This is a genomic window from Sphingopyxis sp. GW821-FHT12C06 (genome assembly GCF_058807415.1).
The window spans coordinates 43219-67883 of record NZ_JBXAQR010000002.1 but is presented as its reverse complement, the minus strand read 5'-3'; the positions used below and the strand labels follow the sequence as shown (position 1 = coordinate 67883).

Here is a 24665-nt window from a genome sequence, read left to right as displayed (position 1 = left end):
TACCGGCAAGGAAAGCAACAATGAGCAAACTGCACCTGGTTTTTGGCGGGCGCGTCAGCGATCCGCAAACTCTCGATTTCACCGACCCGACCGCGCTCGATATCGTCGGCCTGTTTCCCGACTATGCGTCGGCCGAAAAGGCATGGCGCGCCGCCGCGCAGCGCACCGTCGACGATGCCGAAATGAAATATGTCGTCGTCCACCTGCACAAGTTTCTGCAGCCGGAAGCCCAATAATCATTGGATGACAAGCGTCGCCCCCGCGAAGGCGGGGGCGGCTACCTCACCGGAAATTGTCGGCGTAGGCCTGAATCTTCAACCGGCGCTCGGGGGTCTCAATGACCTCGGCGTCGATGCCATTGCGTTCGGCATAGGCCAGCGCTTCGTCGCGGCTCGCGAAGCCCAGCCGCAGCTGACGCTGCGTATCTCCGCTGCCCGCCCAGCCCATCAGCGGATCGGCCTTGCGCGCTTCGGCGGGCGCGAATTCCAGCATCCAGCGCTGCGTCCCGGCCCGGCCGGACTGCATCGCATTTTTGGGTTTCTGGAAAATCCGCGCTTTCATCTGGGTCGTCCTATACTGGTGCCTGTGCGGTCGCCTTAGCCCGTCGATGCGCGCCCGGAAAGAGGGCTTATTGCGCGTCGCGCCGGGCCTGCGCCGCTTTCGTCATCAATGTCGGGCGCGCGGTCGCCGGATCGTCGGGCCAGCTATGCCTCGGATAGCGGCCGCGCATCTCCTTTGCGACCTCGTACCAGCTGCCGCTCCAGAAGGAGACGAGGTCGCGGCTCGTCTGGATCGGCCGGTGCGCGGGCGAGGTCAGCGCGAGGATGAGCGGAACCGGCGGATCGCCGATCGCCGGATGGCGGGCGAGCCCGAACATTTCCTGCACCCGCACGCTGACCGTCGGTCCGCCGTCGGCGCCATAGTCGATCGCATGACGGCTGCCCGCGGGGGTCGTGTAATCGGCGGGCGCGAATTTCTCGAGGCGCTGGCGCGCGGGCCAGTCGAGCATCGCCATCAGCGCATCGGCCAGCCTGCCATCGCCGATATCGCGGAGACCCCGGCACCGCGCGAGCAGAGGCGCGAGCCACATATCCGCGCTGTCGGCGAGCGCCGGGGCCGACAGCGCATCGATACCGGCGAACGACGCGCGCTGGCGCAGCGCCTGCGACACCGGGCCCCAGCCGATCAGCCCGAGCCCCTTGCCCTGCACCGCCGCCATCCGCACCGCAACATCATCCTCGGCGCCGTCGTTACGCGGCGCCTTCCCGCTCGCCAGCGCAATCGCGCCCAGCCGCCGTTCGCGGCGATGATCGACACGGTCGTTCGCGGCGTCATAGCTGCTCGCCGATTGGGTGACGATCCGGTCGCCGAAAATCGCCTCGACCTCGGCGAGCGCGATCGGCGCGGCGCTCAGGATGCGGACGCCCGCCGCAAGGCCCTGCGCATCGGCGATCGCGAGCCATTCGCTGCCCGCGAGGGGCTCGACCGGGTCGATACGATAAGCGCGGCCGCCGACGCTCAGATATTCGCCGCGCTGCCCCGCCCGCTGGCGTGCCACGCGGTCAGGCCAGGCCGTCGCGATCCAGCCGCCGATCGAGCGCGTCCCGGTGTCCGCCGGTCCCGCCGCCAGTTTTTCGCCGATGCCCGCGAGCCGTCGCGCAAGCCGGATCGCGCCTTCTGAACGCTCACCCCGTTGCCCGCGCCAGCGCCCCAGCCGCGCCTCGACATCGACCCCGCGCCCGCCAAGGCCGGGTTCGGTGAGCAGCACCGCGAGACGCGCGGCGAGATCGGTCTCCCCTGCCCGCGCCGCCTCGATCAGCATATGCGCGAGCGGCACCGGGAGCGGAACCGAAGCGAGCGCCTTGCCGCTCGCGGTGATCCGCCCATCGGCTCCCAGCGCACCGATCGCCTGCAAGCGCGATTTGGCCTCGGCAATCGCCGCGGGTGACGGCGGGTCGAGCCAGCCGAGCTGACGCGGATCGATGATACCCCAGCTCGCGCAGTCGAGCACGACGGGCATCAGGTCATTTTCGTGAATTTCGGGCGGATCGAAGGGCGGCACCCCCGCGGTCGCAGCCGCCTCCCACAAGCGATAGGCAACCCCCGGCCCCTGACGCGCGGCGCGGCCGGCGCGCTGGGTCGCCGACGCCTGGCTCGCGCGTTCGGTGACGAGACGCGCGATACCCGCGGCCTTGTCGAAGCGTGGACGGCGCGACAGGCCGGCATCGATGACGATACGAACGCCTTCGATCGTCAGACTGGTTTCGGCGATGCTGGTTGCGATGATCAGCTTGCGGCGCCCCTCCGGGTCGCGAACGAGCGCCTTGCGCTGCATCGCGGGGTCGATCTGTCCGTGCAGGCGATGGACGACCAGCGGCAGCCGCGCGTCCTCGACCGCCGTTGCCGCGCGGTCGATATCGGCGGCGCCGGGCAGGAATGTGAGCATGTCGCCTGCGGGCTCATCGGCAAGCGCCTGCCGCACCGCCGCGAGCACCGACGCCTCCAGCCGTTCCTCGGCGCGGCGGCCGATATGGCGCAGCTCGAGCGGCCAGATTTTGCCCTCGCTCTTCAGCACCGGCGCATCGCCGAGCAACGCCCCGAAGCGCGCGCCGTCGAGCGTTGCCGACATCGCGATCAGCCGCAGTTCGTCGCGGAGCCCCTGCTGGGCATCGATTGCCAGCGCAAGTGCGAAATCGCCGTCGAGGCTGCGTTCATGGACCTCGTCGAACAGCACCGCCGACACACCGGCAAGCTCGGGGTCGGCGAGGATGCGGTTGCGGAACAGGCCGGGGGTCATCACCAGCAGGCGCGTCTTCCCCGACTGTTTGCTGTCGAGCCGCGTCGCATAGCCGACGGTCCCGCCGACCGCCTCGCCCATCTCCTCGGCGATCCGCTCGGCGGCGGCGCGCGCGGCCAGCCGCCGCGGCGAGAGCAGCCACACCGCGCCCTTGCACCAAGGCTGACCCAGCAGTGCAGGCGCAACGCGGGTCGTCTTGCCCGCACCCGGCGGCGCGACGACGACCGCGTTGGGCTTCAGCACCAGCGCCGCCATGATATCGGGCAGCACGACGTCAATCGGCAGCGCCTGCGTCATGCGCGCGCCGCGGGATTGCCAAGTTCGGCGTTGAGACGGAAGGCCTCGACGGCAAGCACCGCAACGATTTCCGGCGTCACGTCGGTCGCCCCGGTCATCACCAGATTGCCGAGTTCATATTTGCCGCTCGCCCTGATCCGCGGCTCGAGATCGCGCAGCCGTTTGCCGCGCCAGAAGCCGAGCAGGACGCGATGCTCCTCGGCGCGGATCAGGATGCACGGACCGTTCGCGAGGAAGACGAGGTTGGTCCATTTGATCGTCTCTTCGAAAGGGGCGGCGCCCATGATCGCCGCACGCATCATTGCGGCGCGTTCACGCTGCCAGCCCGAAAGCGCCGCGATATAGGCATCGGGATTGTCTGCCGCAGGGCCCATTCCCATCGCCACCCTGCGCTACTCAATAAGCGCGGGCGACCGCAAAGGCGACCGCCTCGGTCAGTGCCGACTTCGCCTGGCTGGCGCGAAAACCGCCGATCGCGTCGACCGCGCGCTGGCCATAATGGCGCGCGCGGGTCAGCGTGTCGGCGATCGTGCCATGCTTGTGGAGCAGGCTGGTGGCATGCGCCAGATCCTCGTCCGACGTGCGGTGACCGGTGATCGCGAGCTTCCAGAATTCGCGCTCTTCGGGAGTGCCGCGGGCATAGGCGAGGATGACGGGCAAGGTGACCTTGCCGTCGCGGAAGTCGTCGCCGACCCCCTTGCCCATGGTTTCGGCGTCGGAGACATAGTCGATCGCATCGTCGACAAGCTGGAACGCGATGCCCAGATTGCGGCCATAGGCGTCGAGCGCGGCCTCGGTCGCCTCGTCGCGTTCGGCGACGACGGCGGCGATCTTGCACGCCGCGGCGAAGAGTTCGGCGGTCTTGGCGTTGATGATCGCCAGATACTGGTCTTCGCTCGTTTCGATCCGGCGCTGCGCCGAGAGCTGGTTGACCTCGCCCTCCGCAATCACCGCCGAGGCGTGCGAGAGGATTTTCAGCACCTTCAGCGACCCGTCCTCGACCATTACCTCAAAGGCGCGGCTGAACAGGAAATCGCCGACGAGAACCGAGGCGCTGTTGCCCCAGATCAGGTTGGCGGTCTTGCGGCCGCGGCGCAGGTCCGATCCGTCGACGACATCGTCGTGGAGCAAGGTTGCCGTGTGGATGAATTCGACCGCGGCGGCCAATTTGCAATGACGGCGACCCGGATAGTCGAGCAATTTCCCGCAGGCGAGCGTCAGCATCGGCCGCATCCGCTTGCCGCCGCCCGCGATCAAATGGCCCGCCAGTTCGGGGATCAGCGGCACTTCGGATTGCATCCGGTCGAGGATGACCGAATTGACCTCGTTCATATCGGCGGCGACGAGCGCCATCATCGGGTCGAGCGAGGGCGGGTTTTCCCCATGAAGCTGGTGAATTTCGGCGGTCATGACGCGGCGACCCTTGGCCGTGCGGGGGCGAATTTGCAATGACTTTCGGCTTGCCAGCAGCCCCCCGCCGGTGCCAAGCGTGCCCGGCACGAATGAGGAGCCGCGCATGGACGACCAGTTGAGCCGTTACCGTCAAAGCATCGACAATATCGACGCGGCGCTCGTCTATATGCTCGCCGAACGGTTCAAGGTGACCAAGGCGGTTGGCGAGCTCAAGGCAACGATCGACCTGCCCGCCGCCGACCCCGACCGCGAGGCGCGCCAGATCGAGCGTCTGCGCAATCTGGCGCGCGAGGCCAACCTCGACCCCGAATTCAGCGAGAAATTCCTGCGCTTCATCATCGAAGAGGTGATCCGTCACCACCAGCAGGCCAAGCAGGACAATGGCGCATGAGTGATCATCCGGTCTTCGATCGCTGGCCCGCCAGATATCCTGACCGGCTCCAGCTCTTCTCGGCACCGACCCCCAACGGGGTGAAGGTCGGCATCATGCTCGAGGAATGCGGCCTCGCCTATGAAGCGCACCGTATCGACATCATGGCGAACGAAAGCCACGACCCGGCCTTTCTCGCGCTTAACCCCAATGGCAAGATTCCCGCGATCTATGATCCCGATGGCCCAAGCGGCACGCCGCTGGCGCTGTTCGAATCGGGCGCGATCCTGATCTATCTCGCCGACAAGACGGGGCAGTTTCTGTCGGCCGATCCGAACACGCGCTATGAGACGATCCAGTGGGTGATGTGGCAGATGGGCGGGGTCGGACCGATGTTCGGTCAGCTCGGCTTCTTCCACAAATTCGCAGGCCGCGAGATCGAGGACAAGCGTCCGCGCGATCGCTACGCGGCGGAATCGGCGCGGCTGCTGGGTGTCCTCGACGACCGGCTGGCGGAGCGGGCATGGGTGATGGGCGAGGATTACAGCATCGCCGACATTTCCCTGCTCGGCTGGGTCCGCAATCTGATCGGCTTTTACGAAGCGCGCGAGATTGTCGGGTTCGATCGGTTCGATCATGTTCAGCGTTGGCTCGATGCAGGGCTCGCGCGGCCTGCGGTGCAGCGCGGGCTGGAAGTTACCGCAGCCTAGGCTTGCAAACGTAGAGTGCACCGCGGATGGCCGGTAACGACCAATTGCCGACGTTGCGTCATCGCCAAATTGTAACGAAGCGTTTGGCCAAATCGCCGCGACGAATGCTCGCAGCAGCGTTCCAGATTGCACTCCCGCGAATAACTTAATCAAAAACATGACATAGTAATCATTTGAGGTTTTATGCTAAATAATACTCGATCAGAGATAGACGCCGAAGGCGCTCTCGCTGGCGTCGATTTTCCGGAATCTTACATGATGAGTATCGCAATTAATGCATACTCTGTTTACTTCGTCATTCTCTCTGACGTGTCCGGGTATCGAAACGTCGAAGAGGCGGAATCTGTTCTAAAATATATCGGATTCGATTTTATCGGGTTGAGTGGATTATCTCACACGATGAAGAGGCAGGGCTTTCTGCCACAATATGACATGGATAAGTCAACCGACTTAGGATCAATATATGAACTTACCAGAACGCCCCTAATTTCGACAGATGCGCCATTTGGCAGGCATCAATTGAAGTGCAAGTGGGCGTATGGGGAATTTGATTTCATATATGAGAAATGCACAGCGTTCGAGATCAATCCGGCAGTTTTCGAAGACTAAGTACAGGCTCGGCGCGCTTGTCATACATAATCAGACTGCTTGCCTTGGATGGCAGCTAACCACCCCAATTCAGACATTCGCTCTTCGTCATCCCGGACTTGATCCGGGATCCATAGCTGCGTTGAAGTCATGGACCCCGGATCAGGTCCGGAGTGACGGGGATTGACGGGCTGGCGCCTTACCCCGCCGGCAGTCTCAACCGCACCAGCACCCCGCCCAGATCCTCGCTCTCCTCGAGTGCAAGACTTCCGCCATAGATTTCGGCGACGTCGCGGACGATTGCGAGGCCGAGCCCGGTGCCGGGTTTGCCGCTGTCGAGCCGCACCCCGCGATCGATGACGCGGACGCGGTCGACCTGCGAGATGCCCATGCCGTCGTCCTCGACAAGAATTTCGGCCATATTGCCGTCACGCTGGATCGTCACGAAAATGCTGCCGCCGCCATATTTGGCGGCGTTTTCCAGCAGGTTTCCGACCAGCTCGTCCAAATCCTGCCGCTCGACCCGCGCGACAAGCTCCTTGTCGCCGGTCGCGTCGAGCCGCACGTCGGGATAGAGCGCCGCGACCGCGCGCGAGACGCTGCCCACGCTGTCCCACACGACCGCCCGCGCCTGCGCGGCGCCGCGGCGTCCGACGGCGCGCGCGCGGGCGAGGTGATGGTCGACCTGGCGCTGCATGGTCGCCGCCTCGCGCCGCACGGTTTCGGCAAGTTCCGAGTTCGAACTGGTCGCGCTGTTGACCAGCACGGTCAGTGGCGTTTTCAGCGCGTGGGCGAGATTGCCGGCATGGAGCCGCGCTTCCTCGGCCTGTTTCTCGTTATGCGCGAGCAACGCGTTGAGCTCGTCGACCATCGGCTGCACTTCGAGCGGCAGCGGCGCGGTAACGCGGCCCTGTTGCCCGCCGCGCATCGCGGCGATCGCGCGGCGGATATGGCGGAGCGGCCACAGGCCGTAGAAGGTCTGGAGCGCGGCGAGAACGATCAGGCCGACGCCGAGCAGCACGAGACCGGGGATCAGCGTGGCGCGCACCGCGCGAATCTGGACATCGAGCGCCTCGCGCGACTGGGCGATCTGGAAATGCCAGCTAACCTTGCTGCCGGGCAGCAGGACATTGCGTTCGAGTACGCGCAATTCCTCGTCGGGGAACTGGCGGCTGTCATAGCTGTGGAGCTGGTCGTCGATATGTCCCTTCTCCACGCGCAGGCTGCGTTCCCACAGCGAGCGCGAGCGATAGGGCTCCTGCTCGCCGCCGCTGATCTGCCAATAGAGGCCGCTATAGGGTTCGAGGAACCGCTGGTCGCCCAGCGGTTCGATCAATCGCACCTCGCCATCGGGGCCGATTTCGGACGAGCGGATCATCGCCCGCAGCACATATTCGAGGCCCGAATCGAAATTGCGCGCAAGCGAGTCGGTGAGCACGCGATCGAGCGCGAAGCCGCCGCCGATCAGCAGCACCGAAATCCACAAGGTCGCGATCGCGATCATGCGCCGCGCGAGCGAGCCGGTGATCCGGCTCGTCAGCGCGGCAGGCCGGGCCGCCTCGACAGGGTCATGAATGTCCGCCGGGGCGACCTCTGCGTCGGACATGCCCTGGGAACTCAACCCTGCGGATCGTCGAGCTGATATCCGAGACCGCGGATGGTGGTGATGATGTCGGCGCCCAGTTTCTTGCGGATGCGCGTCACGAACACCTCGATCGTATTCGAATCGCGGTCGAAATCCTGATCGTAGATATGCTCGATCAGCTCGGTCCGCGACACAACCTTGCCCTTGTGGTGGAGCAGGTAGGACAGAAGCTTATACTCCTGCGCAGTCAGCTTGACCGGTTCGCCAGCAAGCGTGACGCGGCCAGAGCGCGTATCAAGCCGCACGTCGCCCGCGATCAGCTCGCTCGACGCATTGCCCGCGGCGCGGCGGATCAGCGCGCGCAGGCGGGCGATCAATTCCTCGGTCTGGAACGGCTTGGCGAGATAATCGTCGGCGCCGGCATCGAGCCCGGCAACCTTGTCCGACCAGCTATCGCGTGCGGTCAGGACGAGCACCGGGAAATTGCGCTTTTCGCGGCGCCAGCGGTCAAGCACGGTCAGCCCGTCGATCTCGGGTAGCCCGAGATCGAGGATCGCGGCGTCGTAATTTTCGGTCGCGCCGAGGAAATGCCCGTCTTCGCCATCGGTCGCGAGATCGACGGCATAGCCCGCCCCCTCCAGCGTCGCCTTGAGCTGCGGACCCAGGGTGGGCTCGTCTTCGACAATCAAAATCCGCATTCAGACACCTTTCCTATACGGACCGGCCCAAGGGCTGCCCGCCATGTTTCGACTATGTATCAAGTCCGGACGATCATCGCAAAATGTCGTTGCGCAGAAACGTCCATGCTGGGGAGTGTCAGGGCTTGCGGCCGACGATCCGGCCGCTGCGGGCGTCGACATAAACGACGACGACCTGGCTGCCATCCATGAATTTCAGCGCATAGATCATCCGCTGCGCGTCGAATTGCGGCCCGCCCAAATAGGTCATCTCATTAAAGGGCGCGCGTGATCGCACTTCGGCGACCAGGCGGTTGAGCGGAATCACCTGCCCCTGTGCTGCGGCGTCACGCAGATTATTCTGGTCACGGTCGCCGCGCGCGTGGGCGGGAACGCCCGCTGAAAGCAGCAGAGCAGAGATGAGTGATATGGTGAAAGTGCGGATCATGCCCGGGACCCTAATGCCAATGCATTGAATAGGCGATGAATGACCCGGTCAGCCGGGGTTTCACCACCTGGACCATGGTGGGCGCGGCAGGGATTGAACCTGCGACCCCACCCGTGTGAAGGGTGTGCTCTACCACTGAGCTACGCGCCCTTTCGGATATCGTGGCGAACCGCGACCTTCGAAAGCTGGACGTCCATAGCCGCTGCGGCGGTGATTGCAACGGGCTTTTGCACCCGAAGCGAGAGCAGATACAAAACGGGCCACGACTTTCGCCGCGGCCCGAAATGTTTTCACCAAAAGGCGCCTGCAATCAGTTGCAGGCATCCTTCAGGGCCTTGCCGGCCTTGAACTTGGGCTGGTTCGACGCAGCGATGGTCATCGTTTCGCCGGTGCGCGGGTTGCGACCGGTCGATGCCTTGCGCTGGCTGACCGAGAACGTCCCGAAGCCGACGAGACGGACTTCGCCGCCCTTCTTCAGCGACGCGGTGATTGCGTCGAAAACGGCTTCAACCGCCTTGCTTGCATCAGCCTTGGTCAGGCCGCTCGAGTCAGCGACGGTGGCGATCAGGTCTTGTTTGTTCATGCCTAAGGAACCCCTATTATGGTTGAATGAGTGATTCATGGCCGTGCCATGGCGCGCCACTAACGCTGTTTCGCCCCACCTTGTCAAAGCAAAAAACGGCGCAAAACGGCATGAAATGATGATTTTGCGACGAAAAGCCGACGCGGCACCGGCCCAAAGCCTTTTGGGTCAGTGCCGAATCGTCGTTTCGGGTGCAATCGGCGGCGACACGGCGAGTTCGTCGGCCTCGGTCCACTCGATCGGAACCACAGGACTCACCAATGCTTCGGCCAATACTTGATCGACGTGGCTCACCGGAATGATCTTCAGTCCGTTGGTGATGTTCGCCGGAATTTCGACCAGATCTTTCTCATTCTCTTCGGGAATGAGAACGGTCGTGATCCCGCCGCGCAGCGCCGCAAGCAGCTTCTCCTTGAGCCCGCCGATCGCCAGCACGCGGCCCCGCAGCGTGACCTCGCCGGTCATCGCGACATCGCGGCGCACCGCGATCCCGGTCAGCGTCGAAATCATCGCCGTCACCATGCCCACACCCGCCGACGGGCCGTCCTTGGGGACGGCGCCTTCGGGCAGATGGATATGGATATCCTTGCGCGCGAAAAGGCTGGGCTTGATGCCATAGCCGGGCGCGCGCGCCTTCACGAAGGACAGCGCAGCCTGGACCGATTCGGTCATCACTTCGCCAAGCTTGCCGGTGGTGCGAATCTGCCCCTTTCCGGTCACGGTAACCGCCTCGATCGTCAACAACTCGCCGCCGACTTCGGTCCAGGCGAGCCCGGTGACGGCGCCGATCTGATCCTCAAGGTCACCCATGCCGTGGCGATATTTGCGTACACCCGAATAGTCGGCGAGATTGTCGGGCGTCACGATGACGCTTTCCATCTTGCCTTCGAGGATGCGGCGCAGCGCCTTGCGGGCGAGCTTGGCGATCTCGCGCTCCAGCGTCCGCACACCGGCCTCGCGGGTGTAATAACGGATCAGGTCGCGCAGCGCCTCTTCGGTCAGCTCGAACTCGCCGTCCTTCAGCCCATGCGCCTCGATCTGCTTCGCGATCAGGTGAAGCTTCGCGATCTCGACCTTCTCGTCCTCGGTGTAGCCTTCGAGCCGGATGATCTCCATCCGGTCGAGCAGCGCCTGCGGCAGGTTGAGCGAGTTGGCGGTCGTGACGAACATGATATCCGACAGGTCGACGTCGACCTCCAGATAATGGTCCTGGAACTTGCCATTCTGTTCGGGGTCGAGCACTTCGAGCAGCGCCGACGCCGGATCGCCGCGGAAATCCTGACCCAGCTTGTCGATCTCGTCGAGCAGGAACAGCGGGTTCATCGTGCCGGCCTTTTTGAGGTTCGTCACGATCTTGCCCGGCAGCGAGCCGATGTAGGTCCGGCGGTGGCCGCGAATTTCAGCCTCGTCGCGTACGCCGCCCAGCGACTGGCGGATGAACTCGCGCCCCGTCGCCTTGGCGATCGATTTGCCGAGGCTGGTCTTGCCGACACCCGGAGGGCCGACGAGGCAGAGGATCGGCCCCTTCAGCTTGTTGGTGCGCGCCTGGACCGCCAGATATTCAACGATCCGGTCCTTGACCTTCTCCAGCGCATAATGGTCGTCGTCGAGGACGGCCTGCGCGACGGTGAGGTCTTTCTTGAGCTTCGACTTCTTGCCCCACGGCAGGCCGAGCAATGTGTCGAGATAGTTGCGCACGACGGTCGCCTCGGCCGACATCGGCGCCATGCCGCGCAGCTTCTTGAGCTCTGCCTGCGCCTTGGCCTTGGCTTCCTTCGACAGCTTCATGCTGTCGATCTTTGCCGCAAGTTCGGCGAGATCGTCGCCGCCCTCGCCATTGTCGTTGCCAAGCTCGCGCTGAATCGCCTTCAACTGCTCGTTGAGATAATATTCGCGCTGACTCTTTTCCATCTGGCGCTTCACGCGGCCGCGGATCTTCTTTTCGACCTGAAGGACGCCGAGTTCGCCTTCCATGAAGGCAAAGACCATCTCCAGCCGCTTGGCCGGCGCATCCTCGACGAGCAATGCCTGTTTGTCGGACACTTTGATGTTGAGATTGCCGGCAACCGAATCGGCGAGACGCGAGGCGTCGTCAATCTGCGACAGCTGCACCGCGGTTTCGGCGGGCATCTTCTTGTTGAGCTTGGCGTAGTTTTCGAACTGATCGACGACCGAACGCATCAGCGCCGCGGTATCGACGCTATCGTCGGCGCTGTCGGCGACGGGCTTCACGCTCGCCATCACGGTCTTGTCTTCGGTCTGGAGCGCCAGCAGCTTGGCGCGCTCCTTGCCCTCGACGAGCACACGCACAGTGCCGTCGGGCAGCTTCAAAAGCTGCAAAACGGTGGCGATCACGCCGACATCATAAAGATCGTCGCGCTGCGGGTCGTCTTCGCCCGGATCGAGCTGGGCGACGAGGAAGATTTCCTTGTCGGATTCCATCGCCGTTTCGAGCGCGGCGACCGAACGGTCGCGGCCGACGAACAGCGGCACGATCATGTGCGGAAAAACAACGATGTCGCGCAGCGGCAGAAGAGGAAAAGATTGCGTCATTACGGCTCCTGGGCAGGCGTCCGCACCGGACGCGCCGCCCTTCTTATAGGGTCATCTTGTCTAATATGGCGTAACCTGCCGCGCATTCAATGTCGCAATGCTGAATGGCGGCGGTCACGGACCCCATCAAAAGGGCAATTTAAAGCCCGGAGGCAGCGGCAGGCCGCTGGTCATCTTGCCCATTTCTTCGTTGCTGACCTGGTCAGCCTTCTCGCGCGCATCGTTGAACGCGGCGGCGAGCAGGTCTTCGAGCATCTGCTTGTCCGCAGGGACCATCAGGCTGTCATCGATGGCAATCGCCTTGATCCGCCCTTTGGCGCTGGCGCGAATCCGCACCAGGCCGCCGCCCGAAACGCCTTCGACCTCGATGCTGTCGAGCTTCGCCTGGGCCTCCTGCATCTGGGCCTGAACGGTGGCGGCGGCTTCCTGCGCCGCCTTCATCATGTCTTCGATCGATTTCATGGGTTGGACCTATGCCGCGTGTCGTCGCCCTCGACAAGGGTTGCGTCAGGAAAAGCGGCCAAAGCGGCCTTTACGACGGGCAATTCGCGGATGCGCTGGTCATTGTCCGCGCCCTTGGCGTCCTGAACGTCCTTCAGACTCGGGCGCGCCTTGCCTTCGCCCGCACGGACGTGCCAGCGACTGCCGGTTGCGGTGAGCAGTGCATCGCCAAGATCGCGGGCAAAGCTTCCGTCGAGCGCGGGCACCGGTGCGAAGACCAGACTGCCCGGCGCAAGTTCGATGATTCGCATATGATCGTAGACATCGACCGCAAGTCGATGATTTCCCGTGCTTTCGAGAAGCTGATGGATTTGTGCGACGGTGAGCGCCGAGGCAGGTGGCTCGACGCTGGCCGCCGCGGGCGCTTCGGCCTCTACGGTCGGCGGCGCGGCGGTAATGGCCGCGACAGGCTCGCCCTGCCCGCCCGTTGGCGCGGGCATCGCCGCCATCGCCATCGGCACCCCGCCCGACTGGAGCAGTTTCGCCAGTTCGCCAGGGTCGGGCATCGACGCGGCATAGATGATGCGGAGCAACAGCATTTCCAGATGCTCGAGCGGGTTGTTCGCGCGAAGCACCTCGTCATGCCCCTTGAGCAACAGCTGCCAAAGGCGATTGAGCGGTGCAAAGCCCAGCTTTTTCGCCCAATCGCCGATGCGCTCGCGGTCGACCTCGGCCAGCGCGGGATCGTCGTGGCGCGACACTTTGGCGAGCGTCACCGCATGGGTCAGGTCCATCAGCCCGCGCACCATCGCGACGGGCTCGATCCCCAGCGCATATTGCGCGCGGGCGAGGTCGATCGCGGCGCCTGCATCGCCTTCCAATATCGTCGCCATCAGCTGCGCGATCGCCGAGCGATCCGACAGGCCGAGCATCGCGCGCACCTGATCGGCGCTGACTTTGCCGCCGCCGTCGAGGTCGGCGTGCGCGATCGCCTGGTCGAGAATCGACAGGCCGTCGCGAACCGATCCTTCGGCGGCGTTGGCGATCAGCCAGATCGCGGGTGCCTCAGCCTCGACGCCTTCCTTTTGCAGGATCGCGCTGAAATGCGCGAACAGCATGTCGGGGGTGATGCGGCGAAGGTCGAAGCGCTGGCAGCGCGACAGCACCGTCACCGGCACCTTGTTGACTTCGGTCGTCGCGAACAGGAATTTGACGTGCGGCGGCGGCTCTTCGAGCGTTTTCAGAAGCGCATTGAAGGCGTTACGCGACAACATGTGCACTTCGTCGATGATGTAGATCTTGTAGCGCGCCGAAACGGCGGCATAGCGCACCGCCTCGATAATCTCGCGCACATCGTCGACGCCGGTGTTCGACGCGGCGTCCATCTCGATCACGTCGATATGGCGGCCTTCGGTGATCGCGCGGCACGGTTCGCAGACGCCGCACGGGTCGATCGTCGGCCCGCCCTGCCCGTCTGGTCCGATGCAATTCAGCGCCTTCGCGATCAGGCGCGCGGTCGACGTCTTGCCGACCCCGCGCACCCCGGTCATCAGGAACGCATGCGCCAGCCGGTCGCGCGCGATCGCGTTGCCGAGCGTGCGCACCATCGCATCCTGACCGATCAGTTCGGCAAAGGTTTGCGGGCGATATTTGCGGGCAAGGACACGGTATGGACCGGCGGGCGGCTGCGGCGCGGCCTCGGGCAGGTCCATTCCCGGCATCGTGGGTTCGTCGTCGGCGGAATCGCTCATGGGCCCCGTCTTAGGGGGTCGACTTGCCTTTGTCGAAAGCAAGATGCATCCCGCCGCAATGTTTCGCGATCAGGAAAAACTCGACGGCATTTATGGCCGTGCAATCCATATATTGGAGGGCCTTGCCAACGGCTTTTGCCGTCCGGTGTTCCACGCCCTCGCGATCCGAAATTACAGCAACGGGCAAGTCTTGCTGGCGTGCCATTTCGTGAAGAAGAAGGGCCCCTGCACACATCCCGCCTTTGCGGCCTATTGGTACCGCAAAGCATGGCGCAACGGCAGCGCATTGGCGGCCCAGCATATGGCGATGGACCGCTTCGCGTGCAGCGACCTTCAGGGCTATCGTCGCTGGCTGCGCCGCGCAGCGCGCCTGGGCTATGACGATGCGGCCTTTGAGCTCAGCAAATTCGCGACGCGGCTCCTTCATCGGCAACTGCGCGCGATCGGCCGCCTGCGCCCCGCATATAAGCGCGACCGCAAACAGGGCCGCAATAGCGACATATGGTGAGGGTGGGAGCCGGAACGACCCGCAGCGAATTCGTTGCGGCTGCTTCCTTCCGGACCTGACCGGGTTGGCGAAGACTGCGTCCGCCCGACTCCCGCGGCGCATATGGCGGGGGTCGAGGCGAAATGCAAGCGCGGTGCGGTCAGGGCAAATCCCTGGCCACCGCGCGCGCGACATCGGCGATCGCCGCATTGGCGGCGTCGCCCTTGACCGCCGGCCGGTCGAGATAGACGGCAATCATATATCTGGCGCCGCCGGGCTCCTCGACGAAGGCGACATCATTATAGGCGGTGCCGCACGTTCCGGTCTTGTCGCCGGCCCGCCACCCCACGGGCAACCCGCCGCGAAGACGCGCGAGACCCGTTTCGCTCTCGATCAGCCAGCCGCGAAGCTGCTGGCGGTAATCAGCCGTCAACCGGTCACCATACACATAGGCGGCGGCGCTTTTAGCCATCGCCGCCGGACTGGTTGTGTCGCGCGGATCGCCGGGCGCATTTTCGTTGAGTTCGGGTTCGATCCGGTCGAGCCGCGTCACATTGTCGCCCGCGCGGCGGAGCGCCGCGGTGAAGACCGCCGGGCCGCCCATTTGTGCCAGAATCAGGTTTGCCGCGGCATTGTCGCTGAGCACGACGGCATCGCGCGCGGCAGCGCCCAGCCGTTGCTCGCCCTTGTCATCGGCGCCGAGCAGCTTTTCGGTCCCCGGCGAATGGGCAATCAGATCGGCGCGGGTGAAGGCCAACGGGGTCCGCAGCGAGACGCCATCGGCGGCGCGTTCGAGCACCTGCCCGGCAAGCAGCAGCTTGAAGGTCGAGCACATGGCGAAACGATCGTCGGCGCGGTGGCCGAAGAGGAGGTCTCCCCCGGCATCGGTCACCGCAACGCCCAGCCGGCCGCCGCTGCGCTTCTCTATCTCCGCAACCTGCTTGAAAAGGATCACGCTATCGCCCGTCGTCTCGCGCTGACCGGTATCGGGCAATGCCGCGCAGGCCGAAGTAGCCAACAACGCAACGACGGCGAACATCTTGTTCATTAGCGCGGCCCCTGCATGTTGCGGCTTTCGCCAGGGATATGCACGGTCAACTCGCCCAGTGCCGCGGTCAGCAATATCTGGCACGACAGCCGGCTCGTGCGCCGCACCCCGGCGGCGAGGTCGAGCATATCCTCTTCCATCTCGCTTGCGGGCGGCAGACGGTCGAAATCCTCTTTTGCGACGATGACATGGCAGGTCGAGCAGGCCATCTGTCCCTCGCACGTCCCCTCCAGCGGCATCAGATGCGCCTGCGCGACGTCGAGCAGGATCGACCCCGGCTCGGCATCGACTTCGGTGCGGCCCTTGCCATCGGCGTGGATGAAGGTGACGCGCATCAATTGACTCCCTGCAGTTGCGCGGCCTGTTTGATCGCGTTCAGACCGTCGCGCAACGCGGCCTCCGTTGTGTAGCGCCCCCAGCCGAGACGGATCGAGGCGCGCGCGTCGCTTTCGCTGACGCCCATCGCGCGCAGCACATGACTGACCTTGCCCGACCCGCTGCCGCACGCGCTGCCGAGCGAGAAGGCGACATTGCGCGCATCGGACATCAGGCGCAGCCCGTTCACGCCCTCGCGCCGGACGTTGAGATTGCCGCGATAACGCGGCCCCGCAGCGCCGTTGAGTGTCCATTCGGGGAGCATATCCAAAGCGAGCGACCACAGCCGCTCGACATGTTCGGCGTCCTTGTCGAACCGCTCGGCCGCCAGCGCCGCCGCGGCGCCGAAGCCGGCGCAGAGCGCGGGCGACACGGTGCCCGACCGCATCCCCTGTTCCTGCGCACCGCCAAGCATGAAAGGCGGCAGGTCGACGCCATCCTTCACCCACAAGGCGCCAATGCCCTTGGGTCCATGAATCTTGTGTGCCGAGACCGCAATCAGATCGGCGCTGCCGGGGATCGCCACACGGCCATAGCCCTGCACCGCGTCGCACAGCAGCAGGCTGTTCTTTGCATGCGCGGCGGCAGCGAAATCGGCGACGGGTTGAATCGTTCCGACCTCATTGTTGACCAGCATCACCGCGACGATACCATTCTCGGGGATCAGCGCTTCGCGGGGCGCCAGCGCCAATCCCTTGCCGTCGACCGGCAGGATGTTCGCATTCAGCTTTTCGAGGCACTGGAGCGACGCGGCATGTTCGATGCTGAGCCCCGCGACGCCGCCCGGCATCGCCTCGGCGCCACGCAGCAGCGCCCAGTTGAGCGCCTCGGTCGCCCCTGAAGTGAAATAGACCCGCCCGCCCTTGGGCAACAGCGCTGCGACCTGATCGCGCGCCACTTCGACCGCCGCCGCCGCAGCGCGCCCGGCCTTGTGGGTGCTCGACGGGTTGGCGAAACTGTCGCCCTCACCATCCATCCAGCGCAGCATCGCCTCACGCGCCTCGGGAGCGAGCGGCGTGGTGGCTTGGTAGTCGAGGTAAATCATGGGGAGAGAATGTCCTTATTGCGAGCGATTCGCAAAAGTTGCAACTTGCTACGCAATTTCTATATAGGCCGCGCCTTCGCTCCGCCACCCTGCCAAGCCCGGCGATTCGGCGGTCAGCCAAAAAACAAGAGGTGCTTCCATGCCCGACGTCATTTTCACCGGCCCCGAAGGCCGCCTCGAAGGCCGCTTCTCGCCGCCGCCGCGCCCGCGTGCGCCGCTCGCGATGATTCTTCATCCGCATCCGCAGGGCGGCGGCACGATGAACGACCGCATCACGCAGGCGATGTACAAAAGCTTCGTCGCGCGCGGATTTGCCGTGCTGCGCTTCAACTTTCGCGGCGTCGGCCGCAGCCAGGGCACGTTCGACAACGGCATTGGCGAGCTGAGCGATGCGGCGTCGGCGCTCGACTGGGTCCAGTCGATCCATCCCGAAGCGCAGACGACGTGGATTGCTGGCTTCAGCTTTGGCGCATGGATCGGTATGCAGCTTTTGATGCGCCGCCCCGAAATTCGCGGCTTCCTGTCGGTTGCACCGCCGGCGAACATGTATGACTTCAGCTTTCTGGCTCCCTGCCCCTCGTCGGGCATCATCGTCGCGGGCGCGCAGGACGAAATCGTCCCGCCGAGCGCGGTGCAGAAGCTGGTCGACAAGCTGCGCACCCAAAAGGGCATCACGATCCATCACGACGAAATCCCGCGCGCGAACCATTTCTTCGAGCATGAGTTGCCGCAACTGATGAAGTCGCTCGATAATTATCTGGATATGCGGCTCGCACCGGATTCGCCGATCCGCTGACAAATGATCCTCCCTGTGGCCCGGCCATGGGGAGGATATTTTCTATGTCGTCGGCATAATCCAGATCGCAACATTGGCGAACATCACGAGCGCCGCGATGATCATCAGGATCGCGCGGCGGCGGTCGCCGTGGCGAAACACCATGACGGCGCCCGCGAACAGCGCCAGCCCGGCCAGCATCACCAATGAAAGCAAAAGGTCACCCATAACCACGCGCTCTAAGGCGGCGCGCGGGGTGGGTCAAACCGACTTTGTGACAAAATACGGTCAAAAAGGCCCCGCAGCTTATGGCCAAGCGGGGACGCTTCGCCTAAAGGGCGCTCATCGATTCCCTTGACCCCAGCGGGAGCCGCACCATGCGCATCGCCATAGCCTCCGACCACGCCGCTTATGAGCTGAAGGACGCGCTCGCCGACTGGCTGCGCGACGCCGGCCACGAGGTTGCCGACCTTGGCACCAACGGCCCCGACAGCGTCGATTATCCCGACTTTGGCTACCGTCTCGCCGCCGCGATTGCCGATGGCAGTGCCGAACGCGGTGTTGCGCTCTGCGGATCGGGGATCGGCATTTCGATCTCGGTCAACCGCAACCCTGCGGCGCGCTGCGCACTTGTTGGCGAACCGCTGTCGGCGAAGCTCGCCCGCGAACATAATGACGCGAACGTCATCGCGATGGGCGCCCGCCTGACCGGCATCGACATGGCCAAGGCCTGCCTCACCGCCTTCCTCGACACCGACTTCGCCGGCGACCGCCACGCGCGCCGCGTCGACAAGCTTTCCAACCCTCCCCAACTGGAGATCAGCCGATGACCACAGATACACTCAACAAGCCTATCAAATCGGCTGGCTATTTCACCGACGGCGTCGACAAGGTCGATCCCGCGGTCGCGGCAGCGATGAAGCATGAGCTGGAGCGCGAGCGCCACCAGATCGAACTGATCGCCAGCGAAAACATCGTCTCGAAAGCCGTGCTCGAAGCGCAGGGTTCGGTCTTCACCAACAAATATGCCGAAGGCTATCCGGGCCGTCGCTATTATCAGGGCTGCGCTCCGTCGGACGAGGTCGAAACCCTCGCGATCGACCGCGCGAAGCAGCTCTTCGACTGCGGCTATGCCAACGTCCAGCCGCACTCGGGCGCACAGGCCAACGGCGCTGTCATGCTCGCGCTGACCAAGCCAGGCGCGACGATCCTCGGGATGAGCCTCGACGCCGGCGGCCACCTGACCCATGGCGCAGCCCCCGCCATGTCGGGCAAATGGTTCAACGCGGTGCAATATGGCGTGCGCCCCGACGATCATCTCGTCGACTTCGATCAGGTCGAAGCGCTGGCCAAGGAACATCGCCCTGCGCTGATCATCGCGGGCGGCTCGGCCTATCCGCGCACGCTCGATTTCGCGCGCTTCCGTGCGATCGCCGATGATGTCGGCGCGCTTTTCATGGTCGATATGGCGCATTTCGCTGGCCTCGTCGCCGGCGGCGTTCACGCATCGCCGATGGAACATGCCCATGTCGTCACCACAACGACGCACAAGACGCTGCGCGGCCCGCGCGGCGGCATGATCCTGACCAATGACGAAGCGATCGCCAAGCGTATCAATTCGGCAGTCTTCCCCGGACTTCAGGGCGGCCCGCTGATGCACGTCATCGCCGCCAAGGCGGTCGCATTCGGCGAAGCGCTGCGCCCCGAATTCAAGGATTATGCCAAGGCCACCGTCGCCAACGCCCAAGCGCTGGCGGGCCGGCTGAAGGCACGCGGCGCCGACATCGTCGCGGGCGGCACCGACACCCACCTCGCGCTGGTCGACCTTCGCCCGCTCGGTGTCACCGGCCGCGACGCCGACGAGGCGCTCGAGCGTTCGGCGATCACCTGCAACAAGAACGGCATCCCCTTCGATCCGCTGCCGCCGATCAAGACCAGCGGCATCCGCGTCGGATCGCCCGCCGGGACGACGCGCGGTTTCGGCATCGCCGAATTCGAGGAAATCGGGGACATGGTCGCCGACGTGCTCGAAGCGCTGCGCGACAAGGGTGAGCATGGCGACGCCGATGTCGAAGCCAATGTTCGTGGCCGCGTCCGCGCGCTGTGCGAACGCTTCCCCATCTATCAAGGCTGATAGCGCCATGGCCCGGCCCAACCCCGAGGAACCGACGCTGGTCGAACTGGCGATCGAAGAGGTCAAGGCGATGGGCAAGCAGGGGATGAACCATCCCTCGACGCGCCCGGTGCTGATCGGTGGCGGGGTCGGGGCGGCGATCGGGCTGATGCTCGACGCCGTCAGCTGGCCTTTCGGCCTGTTCGCCGGGGCCATCATCGCGCTTCTCGTGCGGATCAAGCGCTAACGATGCGCTGCCCCTTTTGCGGCCATGAAGACAGTCAGGTGAAGGACAGCCGTCCGACCGAGGATGGCGCAGCCATTCGCCGGCGGCGGCAGTGCGAGGATTGCGGCGCACGCTTCACCACTTTCGAGCGCATCCAGTTGCGCGAGGTCGGGGTGTCGAAGGCCGACGGCCGCCGCGAACCTTTCGACCGTGAAAAACTGATGCGCAGCGTCCAGATCGCCTGCCGCAAGCGGCCGATCGACGGCGCGCGCATCGAACGGCTGGTGTCGGGCATTCAGCGCCAGCTCGAAACCTCGGGCGAGAGCGAGGTAAAGGCGGAGCAGATCGGCGGGATGGTGATGGAAGCGCTGAAGGGCTTCGACAGCGTCGCCTATATCCGCTTCGCCAGCGTCTACCGCGAATTCACCGAGGCCAGGGACTTCGAGGAATTCGCGTCGAGTGTAACCGAAGCCGCGCACAAGAATTGACCAGAGATTTGACCGACACCGCACCCCATCCCGTCATCGTCCTCGTCCGTCCGCAGCTTGGCGAGAATATCGGCAAGGCGGCGCGCGCGATGCTCAATTTCGGGCTGACCGAGCTGCGCCTCGTCGCGCCGCGTGACGGCTGGCCGAACCCCGATGCGGGCCCGGCGGCGTCGGGCGCCGATATCGTGCTGGCCAATGCGCAGGTTTTCGACAGTCTCGCCGACGCCGTCACCGATTGCACCCATATCTATGCGACCACCGTTCGCAAACGCGGGGTCAGCAAGCCGGTATTGACCCCCGAGGCCGCAGCAAAGGCGGTTCATGGCTCGGCGGGCCGATCCGCCTATATCTTCGGCCCCGAACGATCGGGGCTCGAAACCGACGATGTCGCGGTCGCGCACAATATCATCACGGTGCCGATCAATCCCGAATTCGGGTCATTGAACCTCGCACAGGCCGTGATCCTGCTCGCCTATGAATGGTCGAAGGGCCAGTCGCTGGCGAGCCCGCCCGACGTGCCGCTCGCACCGCCCGCACCGCATGAGGAAATGGAAGAGCTGATCGGGCATTTCGTCCGCGACCTCGACGAAGCCGGCTATTTTTTTCCGGCCGACCGCCGCGCGTCGACGCTGCGCACCTTGCGCACAACACTCACCAAGACCGGCTGGTCGCACAATGATGTCCGGATGATGCACGGCATCGTGACGATGCTCGGACGGAAACGCAGGGACCGCGCCTAGCTGACGCGCGTATTGTCCCAGCGATCGAGTTCGTGCGCGATCGACTGTTCGACCAGCACGTCCCACACCGCACGCAACCGGTCGGGATCGAGCCCAGCGGCTTCGGCTTCGCGCGCGACATTGTCGATCACCTGCGCCTTGCGCGCCTCGTCGCGGACCGCTGCCCGGTCGGGCTTGATGCGCGCCGCGGCATCCATATAGCCAAAGCGGCGGACGAGCAGCGCGACCAGCGCGCGGTCGGTCTCGTCGACCCCGGCGCGAACTTCGGTCATCGTCTGGCATTCTTCAGGTGATTTGGCGGTCGTCATGCGCGCTGCCTTTAGCGGCTTTTTCGCTGCTGTCGAGGCAGACGCCCGATTGGGGGCCCGGCGCTTGACTTTCATCCCCTCGCCGTCTAACCGCGCGCCTTCGCAATGGACCCCGCACCCCGGTGAAGCGGCGGTCGCGCATGGCTTTCAGCCATGTGGTGCGACCCGGGAACCGCCGAAATCCTTCGGCACACAGCAAGTTGGAGACGACATATGTCGAAGCGCCATAGCGCCAAGTATAAACTCGACCGCCGGATGGGTGAAAACATCTGGGGTCGCCCGAAGAGCCCCGTCAACCGTCGCGAATATGGCCCCGGCCAGCACGGTCAGCGCCGCAAGAGCAAGGTGTCGGATTTCGGCATCCAGCTGCGCGCGAAGCAGAAGCTGAAGGGCTACTACGGCGACATCACCGAAAAGCAGTTCAAGAAGAACTATTTCGAAGCGTCGCGCATGAAGGGCGATACCGGCCAGAACCTGATCGGCCTGCTCGAACGCCGCCTCGACGCGGTCGTCTATCGCTCGAAGTTCACCCCGACGATCTTCTCGGCGCGTCAGCTCGTCAGCCACGGTCACGTCTATGTGAACGGCGTGAAGTGCAACATCGCCAGCCGTCTCGTGAAGCCGGGTGACGAAATCACCCTCGGCAAGAAGGCACAGGAAATGGCGCTGGTCGCCGAAGCCCAGAGCCTGCCCGAGCGCGATCTGCCCGAATATCTTGCCATCGACGGCACCAAGGCAACCTACGTCCGCGTCCCGACGCTCGACGAAGTTCCCTATCCGGTGAAGATGGAACCGAACCTGGTCGTCGAATTCTATTCGCGCTGATCCGGTTCGATACCGAACAACAAAAGGGGCGGTCCGGCAACGGGCCGCCCCTTTTCGTTTAGCGCGGCAGGAACGCCGAAATCCGGCGCAACATGTCGGTGCGCGCCTCGCTGGTTTCGAGGCTGTGCGCGAGTTCGGGATATTCGACCAGTTCGACGCGCTTGCCTTTGCCTTCCAGCGCGCGGCGCATCGTCCGCGCCTGGGCGATATCGACATTCTGGTCGAAGCTGCCATGGAACATCAGGACCGGCGCCTTGATGGCCTCGGCATTTTGAGCAGGCGAGCCTTCGCGGATATGCGGCCCGCTTCCGATAAACCTGTCATTTATCGTGCCGCGGCCAAATTTCGATTCTTCAACTTTCAGCTGCGCAAGGTCGCTCACGGGGGCGATGGCGACAATCGCCTGGAAGAGATCGGGTGCCACGACGCCGGACTGCAGCGCCGCGTAACCGCCATAGGACCAGCCAACGATCGATAGTTTTTTCGCGTCAGCACCCTGCGAAGACAGCAGCCACCGCCCGCCGTCGGTGACATCGCCCAGTGCCGTTTTCCACGACTGGAAGCCATTATTCTTGTACCAGGCGTCGCCATAGCCCGATGATCCGCGATAATTGGGCTGAAGAACGGCATAGCCCGATTGTGCAAAATATTGCGCGAGCCAGTCAAAGCCCCATTCATCGCGCGCCGAAGGTCCGCCATGCGGCATGACGATCGCGGGCAGCCCACGCGCGTCGTTCCGCCCCGGCGGCAGCGTCAGATAGCCCGGGATCATTGTGCCGTCGGCCGCGGGATAAGTGATCGCCTTTACAGACGACAATGTCACATTCAACAGCGGCTCGCGCGACACCAGCAGCGGGCGCAGTTCCTTCGCCTTCGGGCTGAACAGATAATAGGCCCCGGGATCGGTGTCGGATTCGGCGCGAACCAGATAGCGGCTTTCATCGGCCGAGGCGTCCATGATCACGACCTGCTTGCCCCCCAGCGCTTTGGACAATGCGCCCGTCATCTTGGCAATGCCAACATCGGTCATCACCACCTCGCGCTGATCCGTCGCATAGGAGACACCCACGATCCGGCCGTTGCGGCCAACGCGCATGATGTCATCGACATCCACCTCGGGATGCGCATAGATGGTGCTGGTTGCGCCCGTGCCGTCGAGCGCCATCGCGACGACCGCCATGCGCCCGCCTATTTTCTGAAAGCCGTAAACGCGATCGGTGGCGGCATCGACGGCATTCGGCCGGAAGCCGCTGTCGGTGACGACATCATTTTGCGCCAGCGGCTTCCATGCTCCGCCGTCCTTGGGCCGAAAGAAAAAGCGGACCGTCGGTTCGAACTGCCCGGTGGTGGTCAAATAGCCCTGCGTTGCCATGATGCGCACATTGCCGTTGCCGTCGGACAGATAATAGATGGCATCGGGATTAGCCCCTTCAACACGGCGCCCCGCCCCGGTGACCGAATCGACGCGATCAACCCCGAGCCCGGCGGCATTGCGGACGATGCGCGTGCGCACATCGCCTTCGGGAACATAGCTGCGCGACATGAGTAGCGAGCCATTGTCGGTCGACGACCAGTCGATGACACTGCCGCCGCGAAAATCAGCATAGAGCGAGTTCGGACTGCGGCGGTTGCTGAGCATACGCACATTACCGCCCGTAGCATCGAGCGCGATGATGCTCGTTGCCGCCAGAATATCGCCGGCGACATCGTCACGAACAAAGATTTGGCAGGCGAGCCGCGCGTTGGTCACCCAGCCGCACCAACTGAGATTCCCGCCCTCGCCTCCATCGCTTGTCATTATCTGGCGCGGCTTGGCCCCCTCGGCCGTGTCAACGACATACAGGCGGCGCGTTCGGCCGGCGCCATGCTGGATGAACGCCAGACTATTGCCGTCCGGCGACAGGCTGACATCCTGAATCGATTCAAGGGCGCCAAATCGGGCGGCATTATCCGCCACTGGCTGAGCGCTCGCGCCGCTCGAACCAAGCAGTGCCAATGCCAAAACAGACAATGATGCCGACA

The 24665-nt window shown here is 64.3% G+C and carries 28 protein-coding genes, 1 tRNA gene and 1 other RNA gene; 11 read left to right on the top strand and 19 right to left on the bottom strand.

Features of this window, described 5'->3' with window-relative positions:
- Positions 1–20 precede the first annotated feature (20 nt).
- Positions 21–236, top strand: coding sequence for a DUF4170 domain-containing protein (locus tag AC1RRJ_RS05630; protein ID WP_493120779.1), 216 nt, complete (start codon positions 21–23; stop codon positions 234–236).
- Positions 237–282: 46 nt separating this feature from the next.
- On the opposite strand, the gene AC1RRJ_RS05625 is transcribed toward AC1RRJ_RS05630, so the two are convergent.
- The 4 genes from AC1RRJ_RS05625 to AC1RRJ_RS05610 all read right to left on the bottom strand — a co-directional run bounded on the left by AC1RRJ_RS05625 (position 283) and on the right by AC1RRJ_RS05610 (position 4504).
- Complete coding sequence (locus tag AC1RRJ_RS05625; protein ID WP_493120778.1) at positions 283–561, bottom strand: ETC complex I subunit; 279 nt, start codon at positions 559–561, stop codon at positions 283–285.
- A 67-nt stretch (positions 562–628) separates the two neighbouring features.
- Complete coding sequence (hrpB, locus tag AC1RRJ_RS05620; RefSeq protein WP_493120777.1) at positions 629–3094, bottom strand: ATP-dependent helicase HrpB; 2466 nt, start codon at positions 3092–3094, stop codon at positions 629–631.
- Positions 3091–3474, bottom strand: coding sequence for a DUF1801 domain-containing protein (locus AC1RRJ_RS05615; protein WP_493120776.1), 384 nt, complete (start codon positions 3472–3474; stop codon positions 3091–3093). The genes hrpB and AC1RRJ_RS05615 overlap by 4 nt, the downstream gene beginning before the upstream one ends.
- Before the next feature lie 16 nt (positions 3475–3490).
- Complete coding sequence (locus AC1RRJ_RS05610; protein ID WP_493120775.1) at positions 3491–4504, bottom strand: polyprenyl synthetase family protein; 1014 nt, start codon at positions 4502–4504, stop codon at positions 3491–3493.
- A 106-nt stretch (positions 4505–4610) separates the two neighbouring features.
- Between AC1RRJ_RS05610 and AC1RRJ_RS05605 the strand changes: the two genes are divergently transcribed.
- Together AC1RRJ_RS05605 and AC1RRJ_RS05600 are read left to right on the top strand one after the other, a co-directional pair.
- Positions 4611–4898 carry a chorismate mutase gene (locus AC1RRJ_RS05605; protein ID WP_493120774.1) on the top strand — a complete coding sequence of 96 codons (288 nt, stop codon included), beginning with the start codon at positions 4611–4613 and terminating at the stop codon, positions 4896–4898.
- Positions 4895–5587 carry a glutathione S-transferase N-terminal domain-containing protein gene (locus AC1RRJ_RS05600; protein ID WP_493120773.1) on the top strand — a complete coding sequence of 231 codons (693 nt, stop codon included), beginning with the start codon at positions 4895–4897 and terminating at the stop codon, positions 5585–5587. The genes AC1RRJ_RS05605 and AC1RRJ_RS05600 overlap by 4 nt, the downstream gene beginning before the upstream one ends.
- Positions 5588–6374: 787 nt before the next feature.
- Here the strand turns inward: AC1RRJ_RS05600 and AC1RRJ_RS05595 are convergent.
- The 8 genes from AC1RRJ_RS05595 to AC1RRJ_RS05560 form a co-directional block, all read right to left on the bottom strand.
- Entirely contained in the window at positions 6375–7679 is a 1305-nt protein-coding gene (locus AC1RRJ_RS05595; protein WP_493121774.1) for a sensor histidine kinase, read from the bottom strand.
- Positions 7680–7792: 113 nt separating this feature from the next.
- Entirely contained in the window at positions 7793–8458 is a 666-nt protein-coding gene (locus tag AC1RRJ_RS05590) for a response regulator transcription factor (protein ID WP_088470901.1), read from the bottom strand.
- A gap of 118 nt (positions 8459–8576) precedes the next feature.
- Positions 8577–8885, bottom strand: coding sequence for a PepSY domain-containing protein (locus AC1RRJ_RS05585; protein ID WP_493120772.1), 309 nt, complete (start codon positions 8883–8885; stop codon positions 8577–8579).
- 75 nt (positions 8886–8960) lie between these two features.
- Positions 8961–9035 (bottom strand) — tRNA-Val (locus AC1RRJ_RS05580).
- Positions 9036–9195: 160 nt separating this feature from the next.
- Positions 9196–9468: an HU family DNA-binding protein gene (locus AC1RRJ_RS05575; protein ID WP_088470903.1), complete on the bottom strand. Its 273-nt coding sequence runs from the start codon at positions 9466–9468 to the stop codon at positions 9196–9198.
- A 168-nt stretch (positions 9469–9636) separates the two neighbouring features.
- The gene (lon, locus tag AC1RRJ_RS05570; protein ID WP_493120771.1) at positions 9637–12021 is read right to left on the bottom strand and encodes an endopeptidase La; all 2385 of its coding nucleotides are present in this window, start codon (positions 12019–12021) and stop codon (positions 9637–9639) included.
- Between the two features lie 126 nt (positions 12022–12147).
- Entirely contained in the window at positions 12148–12483 is a 336-nt protein-coding gene (locus AC1RRJ_RS05565) for a YbaB/EbfC family nucleoid-associated protein (protein WP_088470905.1), read from the bottom strand.
- Positions 12480–14213, bottom strand: coding sequence for a DNA polymerase III subunit gamma/tau (locus AC1RRJ_RS05560; protein ID WP_493120770.1), 1734 nt, complete (start codon positions 14211–14213; stop codon positions 12480–12482). The genes AC1RRJ_RS05565 and AC1RRJ_RS05560 overlap by 4 nt, the downstream gene beginning before the upstream one ends.
- Positions 14214–14271: 58 nt before the next feature.
- Here AC1RRJ_RS05560 and AC1RRJ_RS05555 point away from each other — a divergent pair, with 58 nt between their 5' ends.
- A complete protein-coding gene (locus AC1RRJ_RS05555) occupies positions 14272–14721 on the top strand; it encodes a hypothetical protein (protein WP_493120769.1) in 450 nt (149 codons plus the stop codon).
- On the opposite strand, the gene ffs is transcribed toward AC1RRJ_RS05555, so the two are convergent.
- The 4 genes from ffs to AC1RRJ_RS05535 all read right to left on the bottom strand — a co-directional run bounded on the left by ffs (position 14720) and on the right by AC1RRJ_RS05535 (position 17168).
- Positions 14720–14817, bottom strand: an RNA gene (gene ffs, locus AC1RRJ_RS05550) — signal recognition particle sRNA small type. The two genes, AC1RRJ_RS05555 and ffs, sit on opposite strands and share 2 nt — an antisense overlap.
- A 43-nt stretch (positions 14818–14860) precedes the next feature.
- On the bottom strand, positions 14861–15748 hold the full coding sequence (gene bla, locus AC1RRJ_RS05545; RefSeq protein WP_493120768.1) for a class A beta-lactamase: 888 nt from the start codon (positions 15746–15748) through the stop codon (positions 14861–14863).
- Positions 15748–16086 carry a 2Fe-2S iron-sulfur cluster-binding protein gene (locus AC1RRJ_RS05540; protein ID WP_493120767.1) on the bottom strand — a complete coding sequence of 113 codons (339 nt, stop codon included), beginning with the start codon at positions 16084–16086 and terminating at the stop codon, positions 15748–15750. The genes bla and AC1RRJ_RS05540 overlap by 1 nt, the downstream gene beginning before the upstream one ends.
- A complete protein-coding gene (locus AC1RRJ_RS05535; RefSeq protein WP_493120766.1) occupies positions 16083–17168 on the bottom strand; it encodes a cysteine desulfurase family protein in 1086 nt (361 codons plus the stop codon). Before AC1RRJ_RS05535 ends, AC1RRJ_RS05540 begins: the two co-directional genes overlap by 4 nt.
- A 139-nt stretch (positions 17169–17307) precedes the next feature.
- Here AC1RRJ_RS05535 and AC1RRJ_RS05530 point away from each other — a divergent pair, with 139 nt between their 5' ends.
- Positions 17308–17964: an alpha/beta hydrolase gene (locus AC1RRJ_RS05530; RefSeq protein WP_088470911.1), complete on the top strand. Its 657-nt coding sequence runs from the start codon at positions 17308–17310 to the stop codon at positions 17962–17964.
- Positions 17965–18006: 42 nt separating this feature from the next.
- Here the strand turns inward: AC1RRJ_RS05530 and AC1RRJ_RS05525 are convergent, their stop codons facing one another.
- Positions 18007–18171 carry a hypothetical protein gene (locus AC1RRJ_RS05525; protein WP_493120765.1) on the bottom strand — a complete coding sequence of 55 codons (165 nt, stop codon included), beginning with the start codon at positions 18169–18171 and terminating at the stop codon, positions 18007–18009.
- A gap of 149 nt (positions 18172–18320) precedes the next feature.
- Between AC1RRJ_RS05525 and rpiB the strand changes: the two genes are divergently transcribed.
- From rpiB to AC1RRJ_RS05500, 5 genes are read left to right on the top strand one after another with little or no spacing between them, the layout of a single operon-like run.
- Positions 18321–18773 carry a ribose 5-phosphate isomerase B gene (gene rpiB, locus AC1RRJ_RS05520; RefSeq protein ID WP_493120764.1) on the top strand — a complete coding sequence of 151 codons (453 nt, stop codon included), beginning with the start codon at positions 18321–18323 and terminating at the stop codon, positions 18771–18773.
- Positions 18770–20077, top strand: coding sequence for a serine hydroxymethyltransferase (gene glyA / locus AC1RRJ_RS05515; RefSeq protein WP_088470913.1), 1308 nt, complete (start codon positions 18770–18772; stop codon positions 20075–20077). The genes rpiB and glyA overlap by 4 nt, the downstream gene beginning before the upstream one ends.
- A gap of 7 nt (positions 20078–20084) precedes the next feature.
- Entirely contained in the window at positions 20085–20303 is a 219-nt protein-coding gene (locus AC1RRJ_RS05510) for a hypothetical protein (protein ID WP_493120763.1), read from the top strand.
- 2 nt (positions 20304–20305) lie between these two features.
- Positions 20306–20770 (top strand): transcriptional regulator NrdR, encoded by a 465-nt coding sequence (gene nrdR / locus AC1RRJ_RS05505; RefSeq protein ID WP_493120762.1) that lies wholly within the window; start codon positions 20306–20308, stop codon positions 20768–20770.
- The gene (locus tag AC1RRJ_RS05500) at positions 20767–21510 is read left to right on the top strand and encodes an RNA methyltransferase (protein ID WP_493120761.1); all 744 of its coding nucleotides are present in this window, start codon (positions 20767–20769) and stop codon (positions 21508–21510) included. The genes nrdR and AC1RRJ_RS05500 overlap by 4 nt, the downstream gene beginning before the upstream one ends.
- Here AC1RRJ_RS05500 and AC1RRJ_RS05495 read toward each other — a convergent pair.
- The gene (locus tag AC1RRJ_RS05495) at positions 21507–21818 is read right to left on the bottom strand and encodes a chorismate mutase (RefSeq protein WP_493120760.1); all 312 of its coding nucleotides are present in this window, start codon (positions 21816–21818) and stop codon (positions 21507–21509) included. The genes AC1RRJ_RS05500 and AC1RRJ_RS05495 overlap by 4 nt on opposite strands.
- A 213-nt stretch (positions 21819–22031) precedes the next feature.
- On the opposite strand from AC1RRJ_RS05495, the gene rpsD reads away from it, so the two are divergent.
- Positions 22032–22643, top strand: a complete 612-nt coding sequence (rpsD, locus tag AC1RRJ_RS05490) for a 30S ribosomal protein S4 (protein ID WP_088470919.1) — start codon at positions 22032–22034, stop codon at positions 22641–22643.
- A 58-nt stretch (positions 22644–22701) separates the two neighbouring features.
- On the opposite strand, the gene AC1RRJ_RS05485 is transcribed toward rpsD, so the two are convergent.
- Complete coding sequence (locus AC1RRJ_RS05485; RefSeq protein WP_493120759.1) at positions 22702–24441, bottom strand: alpha/beta hydrolase family protein; 1740 nt, start codon at positions 24439–24441, stop codon at positions 22702–22704.
- Positions 24442–24665 lie beyond the last annotated feature (224 nt).